Genomic DNA, 15,276 nt, shown 5'->3' on the forward strand with positions numbered 1-15,276 from the left:
TTCGCGGCGATGAAGTCCGTGCCTTATCGTCTCCAGTTCATCGCCTACGTGCTGGCGATGATGGCCGACAATATCGAGCACGTGATCAGCTACTGGGTGGTGTTCCAGAAATTCCATTCGCCGACGCTGGGAGGCTTTGCCGTGCTGTCGCACTGGCTGCCGTTCCTGTTGTTCTCCGTCGCCGTCGGCGGGCTCGCCGACCGGTTCGATCCGCGCCGCATCATCCAGTGCGGCATGCTGCTGTTCATCGTGGCATCGAGCGGCTGGGGCTTCTTCTTCATCACCGACAGCATCCAGATGTGGCACGCGATGCTGCTGCTGGTGATCCACGGCTGCGCCGGCGTGTTGTGGCAGACGCCGAACCAGCTGCTGCTCTACGACCTCGTCGGCCCCGCCGATCTGCCGAGCGCGGTGCGGATGAACGCAATGGCGCGCTATCTCGGCATTTTGGTGGGCCCGGCGGTCGGCGGCGTCATCATGCTGACGCTCGGCACCTCGCACGGCATCATCTTCAACACGCTGTTCTACCTGCCGATGCTGATCTGGCTGTTCTGGGCGCCGGTCCGCGACAAGAGCGTCGCGGTACGGCGCTTCGCCGTGCGCGGTCTCGCCGACATCGTGCTGACGATGCGCGCCATCGGCACCCAGCCGGTGTTGACGGCGATGACGTGGCTCGCCGGCCTCACCTCCTTCATGATCGGCAACGCCTATCACGCCCAGATGCCGGGCTTTGCCGGCGATCTCGGCCATGGCGATCCCGGCGTGTCCTACAGCGTGCTGCTCGCGGCCGACGCCGCCGGCGCGCTGCTCGCCGGCATCGCGCTGGAATCCTGGGGGCGGCTGAAGGGCACGCCGCGCACCGCGATCCTGCTGGCGATGCTGTGGAGCGCCGCGCTGCTCGGCTTCGCCGCGGTGCGGATCTATCCCATCGCGATCGTGCTGCTGTTCTTTGCGGGGTTCTTCGAACTGTCCTTCAACACCATGGCGCAGGCGCTGGTGCAGCTGAACGCGCCGCCCGACATCCGCGGCCGCGTCGTCGGCCTTTATAATATGGCCGGGCTCGGGATGCGGGCCTTCAGCGGCATCACCGTCGGGCTGTTCGGCGCGGCGATCGGCATTCACTGGTCGCTCGGCCTCTCGGCCGCGGTGCTGCTGGCGCTGCTGCTGTGGCTGTATCGGCGGGGGGCAAGGCAGGCCTGACCGGCCGCCCTCGACCCCGGTCGCGCTGACGGTGGCCGGCCTGCCCGCCCCTGATGAGGCTTTTCGCGCGTATTGCGTGCGTCCAACATCGCTGCACCCGATCCTAACGCGGCATTAACCCTATGCACCTTAGGGTCGTCCCGGACTCCGCCAGGCGGGGGGTCGGGTTGTGAAAATGGCGTTGGCGAACAAAAAATTTCTTCCGGCCGCCGAGGAACGTCGGCGTTTCCAGCGGGTCAAGGTGCACCTGCTCGGCCGCTACATGCTGCCGGACCGCCGGGAATTCCCTTGCCAGGTGATCAACATGTCGCCGGGCGGCCTCGCTTTGCTCGCCCCCGGCATCGGCAATGTCGGCGACCGCGTGGTCGCCTATCTCGACCATATCGGCCGCGTCGAGGGCAAGATCACCCGTATCATCGACAATGGCTTCGCCATGACGATCGGGGCGACGCCCAGGAAGCGCGACAAGCTCGCCGCCCAGCTCACCTGGCTCGCCAACCGCGACATCCTCAACCTGCCGGAGGATCGCCGCCACGACCGTATCGTGCCGCGCAACCCGATCGCGGTGCTGACGCTCGAGGACGGCACCAAGATGACCTGCCGCATTATCGACCTGTCGCTGTCGGGCGCGGCCATCGCCGCCGAGAACCGCCCGCCACTGAAATCGATCGTGCTGCTCGGCCGGGTCCAGGGCCGCGTGGTCCGGAACCTCGAAGACGGCTTCGCGCTGGAGTTCATGCACGAGCAGCCGATCGAGACACTCGAAGAGAGCGTTACCGCGCGGTAAAGCGAAAGCGCGCCAAAACCACTGATTTTCCAGCCTCAAAGGCGGCCTCCGCGATGCGGACGCCGCCTTTTTCGTGCGCGGGGACGGGTCTGTGCGGGTTAACGCGGGACCTGTTTGCGCCTCGGAACGGCCGTTCCGCCAGCGTTTCCGCGTTAATCGATAAAACTTGAATCAATTGCAGTCATTTCAAATTTTATTCGAATTCGATTCAAGTATAGATCGAATTCGCCGCTCATTTTACTTGCATTCGTCTCGACTTGACTTGGCTGACTTAGCGGCAACGCAAAAGCTCCGTGCGAAATGTGGTCCCAACAAGAAACGGGGGCCGCAATGTTTGATTTCAGGGGACAGGGGAAGAGGCTGGCGATCGCCGCCATGCTCTTCGGAATCAGCGCGACGGTGCAGGCCGGTGAGAACCGTCTGCTCTACGCGAGCCTTGGCGACACCACGCGTGCGCCGATCGGCTGGGTCGAGTTCTGTGCCGACAATGCCGCTCAGTGCCAGGGCGGGTCGACGCAACCGCGCGACATCGTGATGTCGCAGACCGCATGGCGCGACCTCGTCAAGGTCAATCGCTGGGTCAACGAGACCGTCAAGCCTTTGACCGACCAGGAGCACTGGGGCGTGATCGAGAAGTGGTCGCTGCCATCGGACGGTTACGGCGACTGTGAAGACTACGTGCTGTTGAAGCGCAAGATGCTGATGGATGCCGGCTGGCCTCGCGAGGCGCTGCTCATCACCGTCGTGCGCGACAAGAAGGGCGAAGGGCACGCGGTGCTGACGGTGAAGACCGACAAGGGCGAGTTCGTTCTCGACAATCAGAACGAGAACGTCGTTGCCTGGACGGAGACCGGCTACCGCTTCGTCAAGCGCCAGTCGCAGAGCGATCCCAATGTCTGGGTCTCGCTCGGCGATACCCGGCCGGCGGTCTCCACCGCCAGCGCCAGGGACTAGCAGTCAGGAACAAGCGAGTTACGCGACCCGGTCACATCCCCACCCCTCCCCGTCCCAGACCGGTTCGCGCGCGGCCAGCCATCCCCCAATGGCTGGCCGCAACTTTCTTGGGAAACACGGTTTTCAGCGCGGAACGATATTCTTGTAGACCTTGCCGCCCTTCATGATCACGACGAAATTCTTCGCGGGATCTTCAACGAGGGTGATGTTGTCGAGCGGATTGCCGTCGACCAGGAGGAGATCGGCGAGCGCGCCCTCCTCGACCACGCCGAGCTTGCCGGGATAGGGGTTGCGCGGACCGGACAGGCTCAGCAATTCGGCATTGGCCGACGTCGCCATGGCCAGCGCTTCGGCCGGCGTGTACCAGCGCGTCAGTGCGGCCAGCATTGAGCCCTGTCTGTCCGCCAATGCCTTCGAGAACAGGACGTCGGTGCCGAACGCGGTCTTGATGCCGTACTTTTTCGCCAGCGCATAGACGCGGTCGGTGCCGGTGACCACCTGCCGCATCTTGTCCTGCTCCGCAGGTCCGAGCGCGGCAGCCATGGACATATCCAGGAACGGCTGGGTGCTGAGCCAGATGCCCTTCTCCGCGATCAGCTTCGCGCTCGCCTCGTCCATGAGATGACCGTGCTCGATGCATCTCACGCCGGCTGCGATCGAGCGCTGGATCGCGACCGGCGTATAGGCGTGCGTGGCGACATAGGTGCCCCAATTGTCGGCGGCTTCGACCGCCGCGCGCAGCTCGGGCTCGGTGAAGGTGGAGACGTCGAGCGGACTGAAGGGCGACGCGACGCCGCCGCCCGCCGTGAGCTTGACCTGCGAGGCGCCCTGCATGAGCTGCTCGCGCGCGCGAACACGCACCTCGTCGGGACTGTCGGCGACCATGCTGCCGCCGACCTGCTCCATGCGGCTGAGCATGCCGCCGATGGTTCGCGGCAGATCGGAGAGCTGCCGGAAGTCACCATGACCGCTGGTGATGGTGATGATGGCACCGGAGGGATAGATGCGCGGACCGGCGACGAGGTCCTCGTCGATCGCCCGCTTGAGGCCGAAACTGGGCCCACCCATGTCACGCACCGTGGTGAAGCCGCGCATCAGCGTCGCGGTCGCCTCGCTCGCGGCGAGCAGATTGTTGTAGCCGACGTCGCCGAGGGCCGCGGCCGGCGTCGGACGGACCAGCATCGCGTGCCAATGCGCGTCGATCAGCCCCGGCATCAGCACCCGGCCGCCGCCGTCGATTGCCTGGGCGTCAGCCGTGATGTTCGCGGTCGATATCTTCTCGATCCTCGTGTTCCTGACGAGAACATTGGACGCGGCGGAGAGCGCACCGCTCTTTCCGTCGAATATCCGGACGTTGCGGAACAGAACGGCGGAGTCCTGTTGGGCCCGCGTTTGCGACGAGAGACAGAGGCTCGTTCCAACCGACATGAGCAGTGCGGCGACTCTGAAGAGTCCGGCCGGCGTGGTCAAATCCCGCATATCCAATCTCCACGCAGATACGCCGCTGCGCAGTTCTGGCCGCAAGTTGCCGGAGCGAAAATCAGCCAGTCGCGCGGTGTGCGATGTTATCTGCGGATTGATGCCCGCAAACCGCATCGAGTCAATTTGCAACCACAGGAGATTATGCAAATCAGCCATACGACGCGATGAGCGACCTGCCCGGCGTCAAGCTCTACAGACAATGGGTAAGCGCGACTGCCGCACATGCGTCGAACTCAAATCAAACCGCGACTATCCGGCTTGGCGCGTGACCAACGACAGATTGCAACGTCTTCGCTCAGGAGTACGATCCTGCGCGATCTACGCGACTGCAGGCACTCGGCATCGCGGATTTTTGGCAGGGGGGATCTTGCAGCATCTCAAATGACGAGGCGTAACATGGTGGCGCAAACGAGTGACGGACACGTCCTGCTGGTCAAGAAACTCGGCGGACTCTTCGCAATCATACTTGGATGCCTGCTGACGGCCGTCGGCGTGACGTTCGAATCCGGCGGCACGACTTTTGTCGGCGTGCTGTTGCTGGTCCTTGGAGCCGGCCTGCTCGTGCTGAAGATCGTCAGGCGAAACCAGGCGCCTCCGCTGACCTAGCCGGCGGCCGCGGCGCGCTCACGCGCCCAGCACATCCGCGAGCCGCGTCTCGTCGGCGGCGGGATCCTTCAGGAACAGCTCGGCTTCGATCTCGTTCAGATGCGACAGCATCTGCGCGCGGGCAGCCTGCTTGTCGCGCTTGCGGATCGCCGCGACGATCCCGGCGTGGTGATCGGTGCCGCAGGCCGGCGTGTCGTGGCGGCGATAGAGCAGGATGATCAGCGAGGAGCGCGCGATCAGCTCCTTGAGGAAGCCGAGATAGATGCTGTGGCCACTCATCTCGGCGACGAGCTTGTGAAATTCGCCGGAGAGGCGGACCGAGGCGCGCGCGTCACCGCGCAGCTCCGCGTCGCGTTCCTCGGTGAGATGTCGGCCGAGGCGCTCGAGCCAGGCCGGCGACGCCGCCTCACACGCGTGGTCGACGATGGTGGGCTCAATCAGGCGGCGCGCCTCGAACACTTCGCGCGCGTCGGCGGGCGTCGGGCGCGCGACGAAGGCGCCGCGGTTCTTCTCGATGTTGACGATGCCCTCATGCGCGAGCTGCTGGAGCGCGGTGCGGACCAGCGTGCGGCTCGCGCCGTAGATCTCGCCGATCTCGTCCTCGCCGAGCTTCGTGCCCGGCAGCAGACGATGCTCGAGGATCGCCGCGGTCACGCCCTCCCGGATACGGCTGACGCGATCGCTCGCGTCTGGCGCATCGGATTTCTGGCGGGTCTTGGCGGCCATCGGTTCGAGGGGCTTGGGTTTGAGGGCTCGATCGGCGACGTTCGGCCCCGCATGGTAGTCGACCAGCTGTATCCAATCACAGGCGAAACTTTATACAATCCGAGCACATTTTGTGTGCATATTACTGCCTACCCGGCGAGCCGCGCCGCTGCGCCGGATTCGATCTAACGACCTGACTCCACTGCACAGTTTTGGAATTCGGCAGTCTCCGGGCGGTTGGCACGGACCTTGCGGAGAAAGCCGGAGCATCGCCCTCCCAGCGGACACGCCATGGCCACTCCTGCCGCTCTCGAACTGGTCGCCGTCACCAAGCGCTACGACACGACGCTGGCGGTCGACGACGTCAACCTCAAGATCCCGGCCGGCACCTATTGCTGCCTGCTCGGCCCCTCCGGCTGCGGCAAGACCTCGACCCTGCGCATGATCGCGGGCCATGAGGCGGTCAGCGAGGGCGACATCATCCTTGGTGCGCAGAACGTCACCGATCTCGAGCCCGCCAAGCGCGGCACCGCGATGATGTTCCAGTCCTACGCGCTGTTTCCGCATCTGACCGTGCTCGACAACGTGGCATTCGCCCTGAAAATGCGCGGGATCGACCGGGCGACGCGGCACAAGCGTGCCGGCGAACTGCTCGAGCTGGTGGCGATGACCCCCTATGCGGCCCGGCTGCCGGCGCAACTCTCCGGCGGCCAGCAGCAGCGTGTCGCGCTCGCCCGCGCACTGATCACCGAGCCGCAGATCCTGTTGCTCGACGAGCCGCTCTCCGCGCTCGATCCGTTCCTGCGGGTGAAGATGCGCGGCGAGCTGAAGCGGCTACAGCGCGAGCTCGGCATCAGCTTCATTCAGGTCACCCACGGCCAGGAAGAGGCGATGGCGCTCGCCGACCACATCGTGGTGATGAACCACGGCAAGATCGAGCAGCAGGGCACCGCCCGCGACATCTTCCACCATCCCCGCACCGAATTCGTGGCGCGCTTCATCGGCGGCCACAACGTCCTCAGCGACGCCGGCAAACTCATCGCCGTGCGCGCCGATCAGCTCGGCATCGTGCCGTTCGCCGACGGTGCGTACGGCGCGCCGGCGCTGCTGACCCAGACCGAGTACCAGGGCTCCTACATCGCCGTCTCGCTCACGCTCGACGACGGCACCGCCCTGTTCTCCCACCTCCCCGAGGCCGCTTTCGACGTTCACCCGTTCCGACCGGGCGATCGCGTGCTGGCCACCTGGGATCCCGCCAAGGCGCAGCGCCTGCAATAGCGCCGATCGATCACTGGAATGCGCAACAGAGGAGTGACTGATATGACCGAGACCACCAGGACAAAAGGCGTCAGCCGCCGCACGCTGCTCAAAGGCACCGCGGGTCTCGCCGGCCTTGCCGCCGGCTCCGGCGCCATCACCGGCTTTCCCTATGTGAAGTCGGCCGATGCGAAAGTGCTGCGCTATCTCGGCACCGCCGTGAACGAGGGTGACGACATCTCCAAGCAGTGCCTGAAAGACACCGGCATCAAGATCGAATACATCACCGCGACCACCGACGACGTCACCAAGCGCGTGATGACCCAGCCGAACTCCTTCGACGTGCTGGACACCGAATATTTCTCGCTGAAGAAGCTGGTGCCGTCCGGCAACATCCTTGCCCTCGACGCCAGAAAGATCAAGGAATTCGACAACATCACGCCGGTCTTCACCAAGGGCCAGACGCCCGGCGGCAAGAAGATCGGCAACCAGGGCACCGCGCCCTGGAAGGTGCTCTATCTCGAAGGCAAGGACTCCAAGAAGTTCGCCACCTCGGCGACCGAGTTCGTCACGCTGATCCCCACCGTCTACAACGCCGACACGCTCGGCATCCGTCCCGACCTGATCAAGCGGCCGATCAGCTCCTGGTCCGAGCTGCTCAATCCCGAATTCAAGGGCAAGGCGTCGATCCTCAACATCCCCTCGATCGGCATCATGGACGCCGCGATGGTCGTCGAAGCCACCGGCAAGTACAAATATGCCGACAAGGGCAACATGACCAAGGAAGAGATCGATCTCACCATGAAGGTGATGACCGAGGCCAAGAAGGCCGGTCAGTTCCGCGCCTTCTGGAAGGACTTCAACGAGAGCGTCAATTTGATGGCCTCGGGTGAAACCGTGATCCAGTCGATGTGGTCGCCGGCAGTCACGAAGGTGCGCTCGATGGGCATCCCCTGCACCTTCCAGCCGCTCAAGGAGGGCTATCGCTCCTGGGCCTCGGGCTTCTGCGTCTCCAAGGGCGTGTCGGGTGCGAAGCTCGAATGGGCCTACGAGTTCGTGAACTGGTTCCTGTCCGGCTATGCCGGCGCCTATCTCAACCGCCAGGGCTACTACTCCGCCGTGCTCTCCACCGCGAAGGCGCATATGGAGCCCTACGAGTGGGCCTACTGGATGGAAGGCAAGCCGGCCGAGAAGGACATCAAGGCGCCCGACGGCTCGCTGCTGGAGAAAGCCGGCGCGGTGCGCGACGGCGGCTCCTACGAGGACCGCATGGGCGGCGTCGCCTGCTGGAACGCGGTGATGGACGAGAACGACTACATGGTCCGCAAGTGGAACGAGTTCATCGCGGCGTAATTTGATGGACACGTCAGAGGACATCCTGCAACAGGCGTCCCCGGGATTGATCCCGGGGTCGGGCACAGCGCGCGCCGCAAAGCCGACACGCCTGTCGCCGTCCTTCATCTCCTGGCTCCAGGCCGGGCCGATGATGCTGGTGTTCCTCGCCTTCTTCCTGATCCCGCTGGTATTCGTCGTCATCGTCTCGTTCTGGGACTACAACGAATACCAGCTGCTGCCGGCCTTCTCGGGCCGCGGCTACACCGACACGTTCGAAGGCTGCATCGCGCAGCTCCCCGATCTCTGCACGATCGGCAAGACCTATCTGATGACACTGAAGCTGTGCTTCCTGGTCTGGGCGATCACGCTGTTCATCGGCTTCTGGGTGGCCTATTTCCTCGCCTTCCACATCAAGTCCAAGACCTGGCAGATGGGATTGTCGCTGCTCTGCACGATCCCGTTCTGGACCTCCAACGTGATCCGCATGATCGCGTGGATTCCGCTGCTCGGCCGCAACGGCCTCGTCAATTCCGGCCTCGTCAAGACAGGTCTCATCAACCAGCCGCTGGAATGGCTGTTGTTCTCCGAGTTCTCGGTCGTGCTGGCACTGGTGCACCTCTTCACCTTCTTCATGGTGGTTCCGATCTTCAATTCGATGGTGCGCATCGACAAGTCGCTGATCGAGGCCGCCTATGACGCCGGCGCCACCGGCTTCCAGACGCTCGTGAACGTCGTCATTCCGCTCGCCAAGCCCGGCATCGTGATCGGCTCGATCTTCGTCATCACCATCGTGATGGGCGATTTCATCACCATCGGCGTGATGGGCGGCCAGCAGATTGCGGCGGCCGGGAAGATCATCGAGACGCGGGTGAACGCGCTGCAGTTCCCCGCGGCAGCGGCCAACGCCGTCATCCTGCTCGCGATCACCTTCCTGATCATCACCATGATGTCGCGCATCGTCGACATCAAGAAGGAGCTCTGAGCATGAAGGAAGGACGCCCGCGCTCTTTCTACGTGCTCGCGATCTTCTTCGCGGCCTATGTGCTGTTTCTCTACGGCCCGATGATCGCGATCTACGTGCTGTCGTTCCAGGGGCCGCAGGGCGGCCTCACCTTCCCGATGAACGGGGTGTCGACTTTCTGGATCGCGAAATTATTCCAGGGCACCGGCATCGTCGATCTCGGCGCGGCTTTCCGCCGCTCACTGCTGCTCGGTCTCATCGTGATGATCGTCACCGTCGTGCTGTCCGTCGCAGCCGGTATGGCCTTCCGCCGCAGGTTCAAGGCGCAAAGCATCCTGTTCTACTCGGCGATCGCGAGCCTCATCGTCCCCTCGATCATCACCTCGCTCGGCATCTCGCTTGAATTCCGCATCATCGACGATCTGATCAAGGCGCATTGGAACGAGAATTTCGAGACCTCGATGGGCCTGCTCACCTCCGGGCTCGGCGCGCATCTGACCTGGACGCTGCCGTTCGGGCTGCTCATCATGTTCGCGATCTTCAACCGCTTCGACCCCAGGCTCGAGGAAGCAGCGCGCGATCTCGGTGCGACGCCGTGGCAGGCGTTCCGTCATGTCGTGCTGCCGATCATCCTGCCCTCCGTGATCGGCATCGGCCTGTTCGGCTTCACGCTATCCTGGGACGAGCTCGCGCGCTCCAGCCAGGCGATCGGAGCGGTGAACACTCTGCCGCTCGATCTCCAGGGCCTCACCACCACCGTGACGAACCCCGACATCTACGCGCTCGGCACCGTGATCTCCGCCGTCTCGTTCACGGTGATCACGCTTGCGCTCGGCACCATCCACGTGCTGAACAAGCGGCAGGCGGCCAAGGGCTCGGACGCCGGCAAGGGGCTGGTCTGATCCGATGCGACTTCACGTCGTCAATCCCAACACCACCGCGTCGATGACGGCGAAGATCGCCGCTGCAGCGCGCAGCGTCGCCCTGCCCGGCACCGAGATCGACGCGCGCCAGCCGACGATGGGCCCGGTCTCGATCGAGGGCTTTTACGACGAGGCCTTCGCCGTGCCCGGCATGCTCGGCTGCATCCGCGAGGCCGACCGAGACGGCGCTGACGCGCACATCATCGCCTGTTTCGACGACACCGGCCTCGACGCGGCACGCGCGGTGGCGAAGGCGCCGGTGATCGGCATCGGCGAAGCGGGCTTTCACATGGCGAGCCTGATCGCGGCGCGCTTTGCCGTGGTGACGACGCTCGGTGTCTCCATCGTGCCGATCGAGGACAATCTGACGAAGTACGGTCTCGCCGGGCGCTGCGCCCGCGTCCGCGCCGCCGAGGTGCCGGTGCTCGCGCTCGAAGAGCGCAACGCCGATGCGCTCGCAAAGATCTCCGCGGAGATCACGGCCGCGATCCGCGACGACCGTGCGGAGGCTGTCGTGCTCGGCTGCGCCGGCATGGCGGATCTCGCCGCTGAGCTCGCCGCAACCCACGGCCTGCCCGTGGTCGACGGCGTCGCCGCCGCCGTGACGTTGGCGGAAGCGCTGGTGCGACTCGGCCTGAAGACGTCCCGGCTCGGGCCCTACGCTGCGCCACGATTGAAGACCTATTCCGGGCCGTTTTCGCCGTTTCAGCCCTGATCGCTGCTTCCGGCGGGGGCCTTAGGAGGTCTCAAGGCCAGAAGATCGCTGGTTTTTCGCCCTCAGCCTCTTTTTGGTCCCATTTGTTGCCGAACTGTTACGTTTTCGGGACATCCCGGCGGCCCTTAGGCTGCCGGTCTTCGCCACTCACCAAGTTTCAATTTGGGTTTTGTCAGCGATGATCGATCTCGCACAGGACACACCGTCCAACCCCCTGCTTCGCCTCGGCGCCCAGCCCATCGCGCTGACCGCCGCCGCCCTTCTCCTGTTGATCGCCGGTGTGACTTCGATCGCGATCTGGCGCGCCTATACCGGCGCTGCGCCGGAGGCCGACAGGGTGGTTGCGTCACGGCAGCTCCAGGCCCGCACCGCCCAGGCCTCCGAGCAGCTGGTCGAGAAGACCAAGGGGCTGGAGGCAACCCAACAGGAATCGATCGACCAGCTCCAGGTCGTTCAGGACCAGCTCCAGACCGTGAAGCGGCTGCTCGCAGCTCAACAGGCCGATACCAAACGCCTGTCGGAGCAGGTGGCAACCCTGAACGAGTCCATCGACGGCCTGCGCCAGTCCTTTGCCAGCGCCCGGGCAACCGAGGCCGAAACGCCGTCGGTCACCCGCAGGAAACCGGCACGCCACCGCGTCCATGCCAGCGAGCGCAAGCGCTCGCGCGGCTGAGCGGATCACGGCCTGCGGGTTTAATTTTCTCCACTTGTGAACTGGATCACATTTGCCCGTATGATTCCACGCCATGCTCTCCGCTACCGGATGGCGTGAGCCGATTTCAATATCCGGGGCTGGCAAGGTCGTTGACGGTATACTGCGTCAACGACCTTGTTTTTTAGCAGGCTGGCAGGTCTTCCCGCCTCACTCGCAGACGTCGACGCGCCGGTATCGCCATCCCGAAGGCGTCATCACGCGCTTGCGCACGACATAGCAGCCGCCATAGCCGCCGTTATCGTAGCCGGTACCATAATAATACGGGTCGCCGTAATAGGGGTAGCCATAGCCGTAATAGCCGCCGTAGTAGCCGGCACCGGCAATGCCCGCGCCGATGGCGAGGCCGGGCCAGAAGCCGCCGCCGTGCCAATGGCCGCCATGGCCCCAGCCGCCACCGCCATGGCCCCAGCCGCCACCACCGTGGCCCCAGCCGCCGCCATGGCCCCAGCCGCCATGTCCAAAACCGCCGCCCGCCTGGGCCGCCTGCGGCGCCGAGAGCCCGACCGCCGCGACGGTCAGCGCCGCCATCATCATCTTCCGTAGCATTTACTCGATCCTCCGCGTGGACACGCTCCACGCTTCAACGCAGGATCAAGCTAATGCTATCGGGGCACTCGTGACAGCCATCCTGACTCACTTCCGCGCGAGCATCAGCGGCCGCGGCAGATGCTCTTCATCTTCTTGTCGAGCAGACGGTCCGGACCAAGACCGTTCCGGAACAAATGCCGTCACATCAGCTTGAACGAGGAGGCAGGCCCGATCATGCGCAAACTGATCGCGTTCGACGAGGACACGTTCGACAAGCTCAAGCAGCTGGGACGCGACCGGATGGCGACGTTCCAAGAGCTTGCGGATGAAGCCTTCGCCGACCTGCTGAAGAAGCATGGCATCCCCATCGATCTCCGGGACGCGTTGCGCAAGAGCGCCAGGCTCGGCGCCGAACCGGACAAGCCGGCCGCGCGTCCGAAGTCCGGAAAGGCCAAATCACGATGACCGATCGCGATCCATTTGCAGAAGGCGAGCGCGCTGCGCGCGACAACATCCCGGCCGAGGCCAATCCCTACTCGGACGGCAGCGACGAACATGCGCTCTGGGCTGCGGGGCACGAGAAGGGCGCAGGCGCGATGGAAGCGCGCGAGTCAGAAGGAAGCTGAATTCACCCGATCCGCTTCAGGCCCTTCGTGAAGCGAGGTCCGTTGGCGACGTAGAACTTCGCCGCGCTTCCCATCCTCTGCACCTGGGCATCGTCGAGCGTGCGCATCACGCGCGCGGGCGAGCCGATGATCAGGGAGCGTTCGGGAAACTCCTTGCCCTCGGTGATGACGGAACCGGCGCCGACGATGCTGTTGCGGCCGATCTTCGCGCCGTTCATCACGATCGAACCCATGCCGATCAGCGCACCCTCCTCAATCGTGCAGCCGTGCAGGATGACGTTGTGGCCGACGGTGCAGTTCTTGCCGATGACAAGCGGAAAGCCGAGATCGGTGTGGCAGGTCGAGCCGTCCTGCACGTTGGCGCCCTCGCCGATCTCGATCCATTCATTGTCGCCGCGCAGCACCGCGCCGAACCAGACGCTCGCCCCGGGCTTCAGGCGCACGCGGCCGATCACGGTTGCGGTCTCCGCGATGAAATAGTTGCCGTCGGCGGGAAGATCGGGCGCCTGCCCGTCGAGCTCGTAGATCGCCATGGAGGTCTCCTGTCACGCTGAGACTGGCATAGCGAAACGGCGGCGCGGAGGCAAAGGGCCACCCGCACCGGGCCCTGCAAAGCGTCAGCCCAGGACGCCGGTCGCCCGCAGTGTCATCAGGAAGAAGGTGCCGCTCATCATGCTCCAGAAGCCGGCGATGACGGTCGCCATCATCACGAATTCGAGGCGGCGGCTTTCCAGCCGCATGCCGCGCAGCGTGTTGCGCATGATGATGAAGGGGGCGGCGAACACCAGGAACGGCACCGCCGCGAAGGTCTTCGGGGCCACGCCGTCCTGCAACAGGCCGAAGCCGGCGGGCCGCTGCGCGACCGCCTGGTATCCGTTCACGAGTGCGCCAGCGAGCGCGAAACCGATGCCAATCGAGAAGAAGGAATTGAGAGCTTCAGGTGTCATCGGAACGGTCCGCCCTTACGCAACGCCGGAGCCTTCCTGTGACAAATAGTGCCGGTTAACGCTACATTATCCTTAAGGGAAGGTTAACGCCGACGGCCATCCGGCGCAGGGCCCTCCCCCTTTCCCCGCAGCCGGGGAACGCTCCGCGAAATCGCCGCCGCATGGCATATTCGCCGCTGATTCGTCGGCCATCGGCCGACCACGGGCCCACGCGCGCTAGTCATGACGGTGTTTTCGGCAGCCTCCCCTCGGTCCCCCCGGACGCGCACCCGGGCGCATATCGTCCCGATCGTGCTCGGCGGCGCGGCGGCGGTGTGCGCCGTCGCGCTCGTCGCCTATCTGTTGTGGCCGACCTGGGGCACCAGCGGCGCCAACGCCCCCGACAAGCTGCCGGTGAGCGTCGGCGGCACGCTGTTCAACCTGCCGACGACGGCAATCCGGATGAAGATCCAGCGTCACTCGGGGCCGCAGGAGCGCATCGATCTCGACTTCCTCTATCCCTCGCTGGAGCCGCCCGGCACGCCGAAGCACGTCAGCGCCGACACGGTGGATGCGTCATTGCTGCCGATCGACCGCATCTTCCTGTCGATCGCGGCCCATCACGATGCGCTCTCGCCCGAGCAGCGGACCGCCACGATCTATCCGCGCTATCTCGAGCCGGGCGCGACGATGCTCGAGGACGGGCTGACGATGCGGATGTTCCGCGCCGACACACCTTACGGCAGCGAGGATCTCTATTCTGCCGCAAGCCCCGCGCTGACCGCACGCTGCACGCGCGATGCGGCGACCCCGGGCATGTGCCTCTCCGAGCGCCGCGTCGGCGGCGCCGACCTCACCTTCCGCTTTCCGCGCAGCTGGCTGTCGCAATGGCGCGATGCGGCGGAGGCGATGGACCGGCTGACGGCGCAGTTGCGCGGACCGCGCGGCTGAGCGCGGCCTCTACGCCCGTGGCGAGACCAGTTTGCCGGGGCGGGCTTGAGGGCCCTCCCGATAAAAAATGTCGAAAACAACCCCATGCACAGTAGCCAAACATCGGCAGCATAGAGCGCTTTCGTATTTTTCGAAGTCGCGCTTGACCCGTCGGGCAAGACAGGGGCATGATGTCAGCATGGGGTAACCGATTGAACGATGCGGCCACACATCTCCCACCGGGCGCCCAGCTGCTGGGACGGGAATGGCTCGGCTTCGACGAGAGCGGGCATGCGCTGATCCGCTTCCAGGCTCAGCCCGCATTCACCAACAGGCACGGGACCATCCAGGGCGGATTCCTTGCGGCGATGCTGGACTCCGCCACCGGGATCTGCGCGCTCGCAGCGCTATCCCCTGACCAGACTGTGATCACGCGGAGCCTGGACACACGCTTCCTGAAGCCCGCAACGGTCGGACCGATCACGGCGCGGGCACGGGTCATCGAGCGGACGGAGCGCGACATGGTCGTGCAAGCCGACCTCGTCGATGCAGAGGACATCACTGTCGCTGATGCCACGGCGCGGCTGCGCATTCTTACAAGGAAATAGAATGAGGGGTCGCGGTGT

At 64.7% G+C, this 15,276-nt stretch carries 19 protein-coding genes; 14 read left to right on the forward strand and 5 right to left on the reverse strand.

All coding sequences use genetic code 11. The features are described from left to right. The first annotated feature begins 9 nt into the window (after positions 1–9). The 3 genes from ACE10W_RS24865 to ACE10W_RS24875 all read left to right on the forward strand — a co-directional run bounded on the left by ACE10W_RS24865 (position 10) and on the right by ACE10W_RS24875 (position 2,941). Positions 10–1,200, forward strand: a complete 1,191-nt coding sequence (locus ACE10W_RS24865) for an MFS transporter (RefSeq protein WP_375762774.1) — start codon at positions 10–12, stop codon at positions 1,198–1,200. A gap of 175 nt (positions 1,201–1,375) precedes the next feature. After that, positions 1,376–1,987 carry a PilZ domain-containing protein gene (locus ACE10W_RS24870; RefSeq protein ID WP_028176079.1) on the forward strand — a complete coding sequence of 204 codons (612 nt, stop codon included), beginning with the start codon at positions 1,376–1,378 and terminating at the stop codon, positions 1,985–1,987. A 330-nt stretch (positions 1,988–2,317) separates the two neighbouring features. Next, positions 2,318–2,941 carry a transglutaminase-like cysteine peptidase gene (locus tag ACE10W_RS24875; protein WP_038967896.1) on the forward strand — a complete coding sequence of 208 codons (624 nt, stop codon included), beginning with the start codon at positions 2,318–2,320 and terminating at the stop codon, positions 2,939–2,941. Between the two features lie 123 nt (positions 2,942–3,064). On the opposite strand, the gene ACE10W_RS24880 is transcribed toward ACE10W_RS24875, so the two are convergent. Beyond that, positions 3,065–4,420: an amidohydrolase family protein gene (locus tag ACE10W_RS24880; protein ID WP_375762013.1), complete on the reverse strand. Its 1,356-nt coding sequence runs from the start codon at positions 4,418–4,420 to the stop codon at positions 3,065–3,067. 399 nt (positions 4,421–4,819) lie between these two features. On the opposite strand from ACE10W_RS24880, the gene ACE10W_RS24885 reads away from it, so the two are divergent. Beyond that, positions 4,820–5,029 carry a hypothetical protein gene (locus ACE10W_RS24885; RefSeq protein WP_375762775.1) on the forward strand — a complete coding sequence of 70 codons (210 nt, stop codon included), beginning with the start codon at positions 4,820–4,822 and terminating at the stop codon, positions 5,027–5,029. Positions 5,030–5,047: 18 nt separating this feature from the next. Here the strand turns inward: ACE10W_RS24885 and ACE10W_RS24890 are convergent, their stop codons facing one another. Continuing rightward, a complete protein-coding gene (locus ACE10W_RS24890) occupies positions 5,048–5,755 on the reverse strand; it encodes a GntR family transcriptional regulator (RefSeq protein ID WP_375762014.1) in 708 nt (235 codons plus the stop codon). 270 nt (positions 5,756–6,025) lie between these two features. Between ACE10W_RS24890 and ACE10W_RS24895 the strand changes: the two genes are divergently transcribed. From ACE10W_RS24895 to ACE10W_RS24920, 6 genes are all read left to right on the forward strand, one after another. Next, complete coding sequence (locus ACE10W_RS24895) at positions 6,026–7,012, forward strand: ABC transporter ATP-binding protein (protein WP_028175400.1); 987 nt, start codon at positions 6,026–6,028, stop codon at positions 7,010–7,012. Positions 7,013–7,054: 42 nt separating this feature from the next. Beyond that, positions 7,055–8,344 (forward strand): PotD/PotF family extracellular solute-binding protein, encoded by a 1,290-nt coding sequence (locus ACE10W_RS24900; RefSeq protein ID WP_028175401.1) that lies wholly within the window; start codon positions 7,055–7,057, stop codon positions 8,342–8,344. Positions 8,345–8,348: 4 nt separating this feature from the next. Then, positions 8,349–9,308, forward strand: a complete 960-nt coding sequence (locus ACE10W_RS24905; protein ID WP_011088323.1) for an ABC transporter permease — start codon at positions 8,349–8,351, stop codon at positions 9,306–9,308. Positions 9,309–9,310: 2 nt separating this feature from the next. After that, complete coding sequence (locus ACE10W_RS24910; RefSeq protein WP_011088324.1) at positions 9,311–10,189, forward strand: ABC transporter permease; 879 nt, start codon at positions 9,311–9,313, stop codon at positions 10,187–10,189. Positions 10,190–10,193: 4 nt separating this feature from the next. Continuing rightward, positions 10,194–10,925, forward strand: a complete 732-nt coding sequence (locus tag ACE10W_RS24915) for an aspartate/glutamate racemase family protein (RefSeq protein ID WP_060908082.1) — start codon at positions 10,194–10,196, stop codon at positions 10,923–10,925. Between the two features lie 178 nt (positions 10,926–11,103). Beyond that, positions 11,104–11,598, forward strand: coding sequence for a hypothetical protein (locus tag ACE10W_RS24920; RefSeq protein WP_375762015.1), 495 nt, complete (start codon positions 11,104–11,106; stop codon positions 11,596–11,598). A gap of 189 nt (positions 11,599–11,787) precedes the next feature. Here the strand turns inward: ACE10W_RS24920 and ACE10W_RS24925 are convergent, their stop codons facing one another. After that, complete coding sequence (locus ACE10W_RS24925) at positions 11,788–12,186, reverse strand: hypothetical protein (protein WP_060908083.1); 399 nt, start codon at positions 12,184–12,186, stop codon at positions 11,788–11,790. Between the two features lie 216 nt (positions 12,187–12,402). Between ACE10W_RS24925 and ACE10W_RS24930 the strand changes: the two genes are divergently transcribed. Both ACE10W_RS24930 and ACE10W_RS24935 read left to right on the forward strand, forming a co-directional pair. Continuing rightward, entirely contained in the window at positions 12,403–12,633 is a 231-nt protein-coding gene (locus ACE10W_RS24930; RefSeq protein WP_038967754.1) for a hypothetical protein, read from the forward strand. Continuing rightward, entirely contained in the window at positions 12,630–12,794 is a 165-nt protein-coding gene (locus tag ACE10W_RS24935) for a hypothetical protein (RefSeq protein ID WP_165448165.1), read from the forward strand. Before ACE10W_RS24930 ends, ACE10W_RS24935 begins: the two co-directional genes overlap by 4 nt. 2 nt (positions 12,795–12,796) lie before the next feature. Here the strand turns inward: ACE10W_RS24935 and ACE10W_RS24940 are convergent, their stop codons facing one another. Together ACE10W_RS24940 and ACE10W_RS24945 are read right to left on the reverse strand one after the other, a co-directional pair. Continuing rightward, positions 12,797–13,327, reverse strand: a complete 531-nt coding sequence (locus tag ACE10W_RS24940) for a gamma carbonic anhydrase family protein (protein WP_011088329.1) — start codon at positions 13,325–13,327, stop codon at positions 12,797–12,799. 84 nt (positions 13,328–13,411) lie between these two features. After that, positions 13,412–13,741, reverse strand: a complete 330-nt coding sequence (locus tag ACE10W_RS24945) for a DUF6949 family protein (RefSeq protein ID WP_011088330.1) — start codon at positions 13,739–13,741, stop codon at positions 13,412–13,414. Between the two features lie 222 nt (positions 13,742–13,963). Between ACE10W_RS24945 and ACE10W_RS24950 the strand changes: the two genes are divergently transcribed. Both ACE10W_RS24950 and ACE10W_RS24955 read left to right on the forward strand, forming a co-directional pair. Further along, positions 13,964–14,671, forward strand: a complete 708-nt coding sequence (locus ACE10W_RS24950) for a hypothetical protein (protein WP_375762016.1) — start codon at positions 13,964–13,966, stop codon at positions 14,669–14,671. Positions 14,672–14,838: 167 nt separating this feature from the next. Next, entirely contained in the window at positions 14,839–15,258 is a 420-nt protein-coding gene (locus ACE10W_RS24955) for a PaaI family thioesterase (RefSeq protein WP_011088332.1), read from the forward strand. Positions 15,259–15,276 lie beyond the last annotated feature (18 nt).

The sequence above is a fragment of the Bradyrhizobium sp. B025 genome (genome assembly GCF_042257955.1).
Lineage (GTDB): Bacteria > Pseudomonadota > Alphaproteobacteria > Rhizobiales > Xanthobacteraceae > Bradyrhizobium > Bradyrhizobium diazoefficiens.

Excerpts from the sequence above, each read along its gene's own strand:
- ACE10W_RS24940 (WP_011088329.1), bottom strand. The coding sequence starts at position 13,327 with ATGGCGATCTACGAGCTCGACGGGCAGGCGCCCGATCTTCCCGCCGAC.
- ACE10W_RS24910 (WP_011088324.1), top strand. The coding sequence starts at position 9,311 with ATGAAGGAAGGACGCCCGCGCTCTTTCTACGTGCTCGCGATCTTCTTC.
- ACE10W_RS24935 (WP_165448165.1), top strand. The coding sequence starts at position 12,630 with ATGACCGATCGCGATCCATTTGCAGAAGGCGAGCGCGCTGCGCGCGAC.
- ACE10W_RS24920 (WP_375762015.1), top strand. The coding sequence starts at position 11,104 with ATGATCGATCTCGCACAGGACACACCGTCCAACCCCCTGCTTCGCCTC.
- ACE10W_RS24880 (WP_375762013.1), bottom strand. The coding sequence starts at position 4,420 with ATGCGGGATTTGACCACGCCGGCCGGACTCTTCAGAGTCGCCGCACTG.
- ACE10W_RS24950 (WP_375762016.1), top strand. The coding sequence starts at position 13,964 with ATGACGGTGTTTTCGGCAGCCTCCCCTCGGTCCCCCCGGACGCGCACC.
- ACE10W_RS24895 (WP_028175400.1), top strand. The coding sequence starts at position 6,026 with ATGGCCACTCCTGCCGCTCTCGAACTGGTCGCCGTCACCAAGCGCTAC.
- ACE10W_RS24890 (WP_375762014.1), bottom strand. The coding sequence starts at position 5,755 with ATGGCCGCCAAGACCCGCCAGAAATCCGATGCGCCAGACGCGAGCGAT.
- ACE10W_RS24870 (WP_028176079.1), top strand. The coding sequence starts at position 1,376 with ATGGCGTTGGCGAACAAAAAATTTCTTCCGGCCGCCGAGGAACGTCGG.
- ACE10W_RS24905 (WP_011088323.1), top strand. The coding sequence starts at position 8,349 with ATGGACACGTCAGAGGACATCCTGCAACAGGCGTCCCCGGGATTGATC.
- ACE10W_RS24900 (WP_028175401.1), top strand. The coding sequence starts at position 7,055 with ATGACCGAGACCACCAGGACAAAAGGCGTCAGCCGCCGCACGCTGCTC.
- ACE10W_RS24945 (WP_011088330.1), bottom strand. The coding sequence starts at position 13,741 with ATGACACCTGAAGCTCTCAATTCCTTCTTCTCGATTGGCATCGGTTTC.
- ACE10W_RS24875 (WP_038967896.1), top strand. The coding sequence starts at position 2,318 with ATGTTTGATTTCAGGGGACAGGGGAAGAGGCTGGCGATCGCCGCCATG.
- ACE10W_RS24865 (WP_375762774.1), top strand. The coding sequence starts at position 10 with ATGAAGTCCGTGCCTTATCGTCTCCAGTTCATCGCCTACGTGCTGGCG.
- ACE10W_RS24955 (WP_011088332.1), top strand. The coding sequence starts at position 14,839 with ATGATGTCAGCATGGGGTAACCGATTGAACGATGCGGCCACACATCTC.
- ACE10W_RS24915 (WP_060908082.1), top strand. The coding sequence starts at position 10,194 with ATGCGACTTCACGTCGTCAATCCCAACACCACCGCGTCGATGACGGCG.
- ACE10W_RS24930 (WP_038967754.1), top strand. The coding sequence starts at position 12,403 with ATGCGCAAACTGATCGCGTTCGACGAGGACACGTTCGACAAGCTCAAG.
- ACE10W_RS24925 (WP_060908083.1), bottom strand. The coding sequence starts at position 12,186 with ATGCTACGGAAGATGATGATGGCGGCGCTGACCGTCGCGGCGGTCGGG.
- ACE10W_RS24885 (WP_375762775.1), top strand. The coding sequence starts at position 4,820 with ATGGTGGCGCAAACGAGTGACGGACACGTCCTGCTGGTCAAGAAACTC.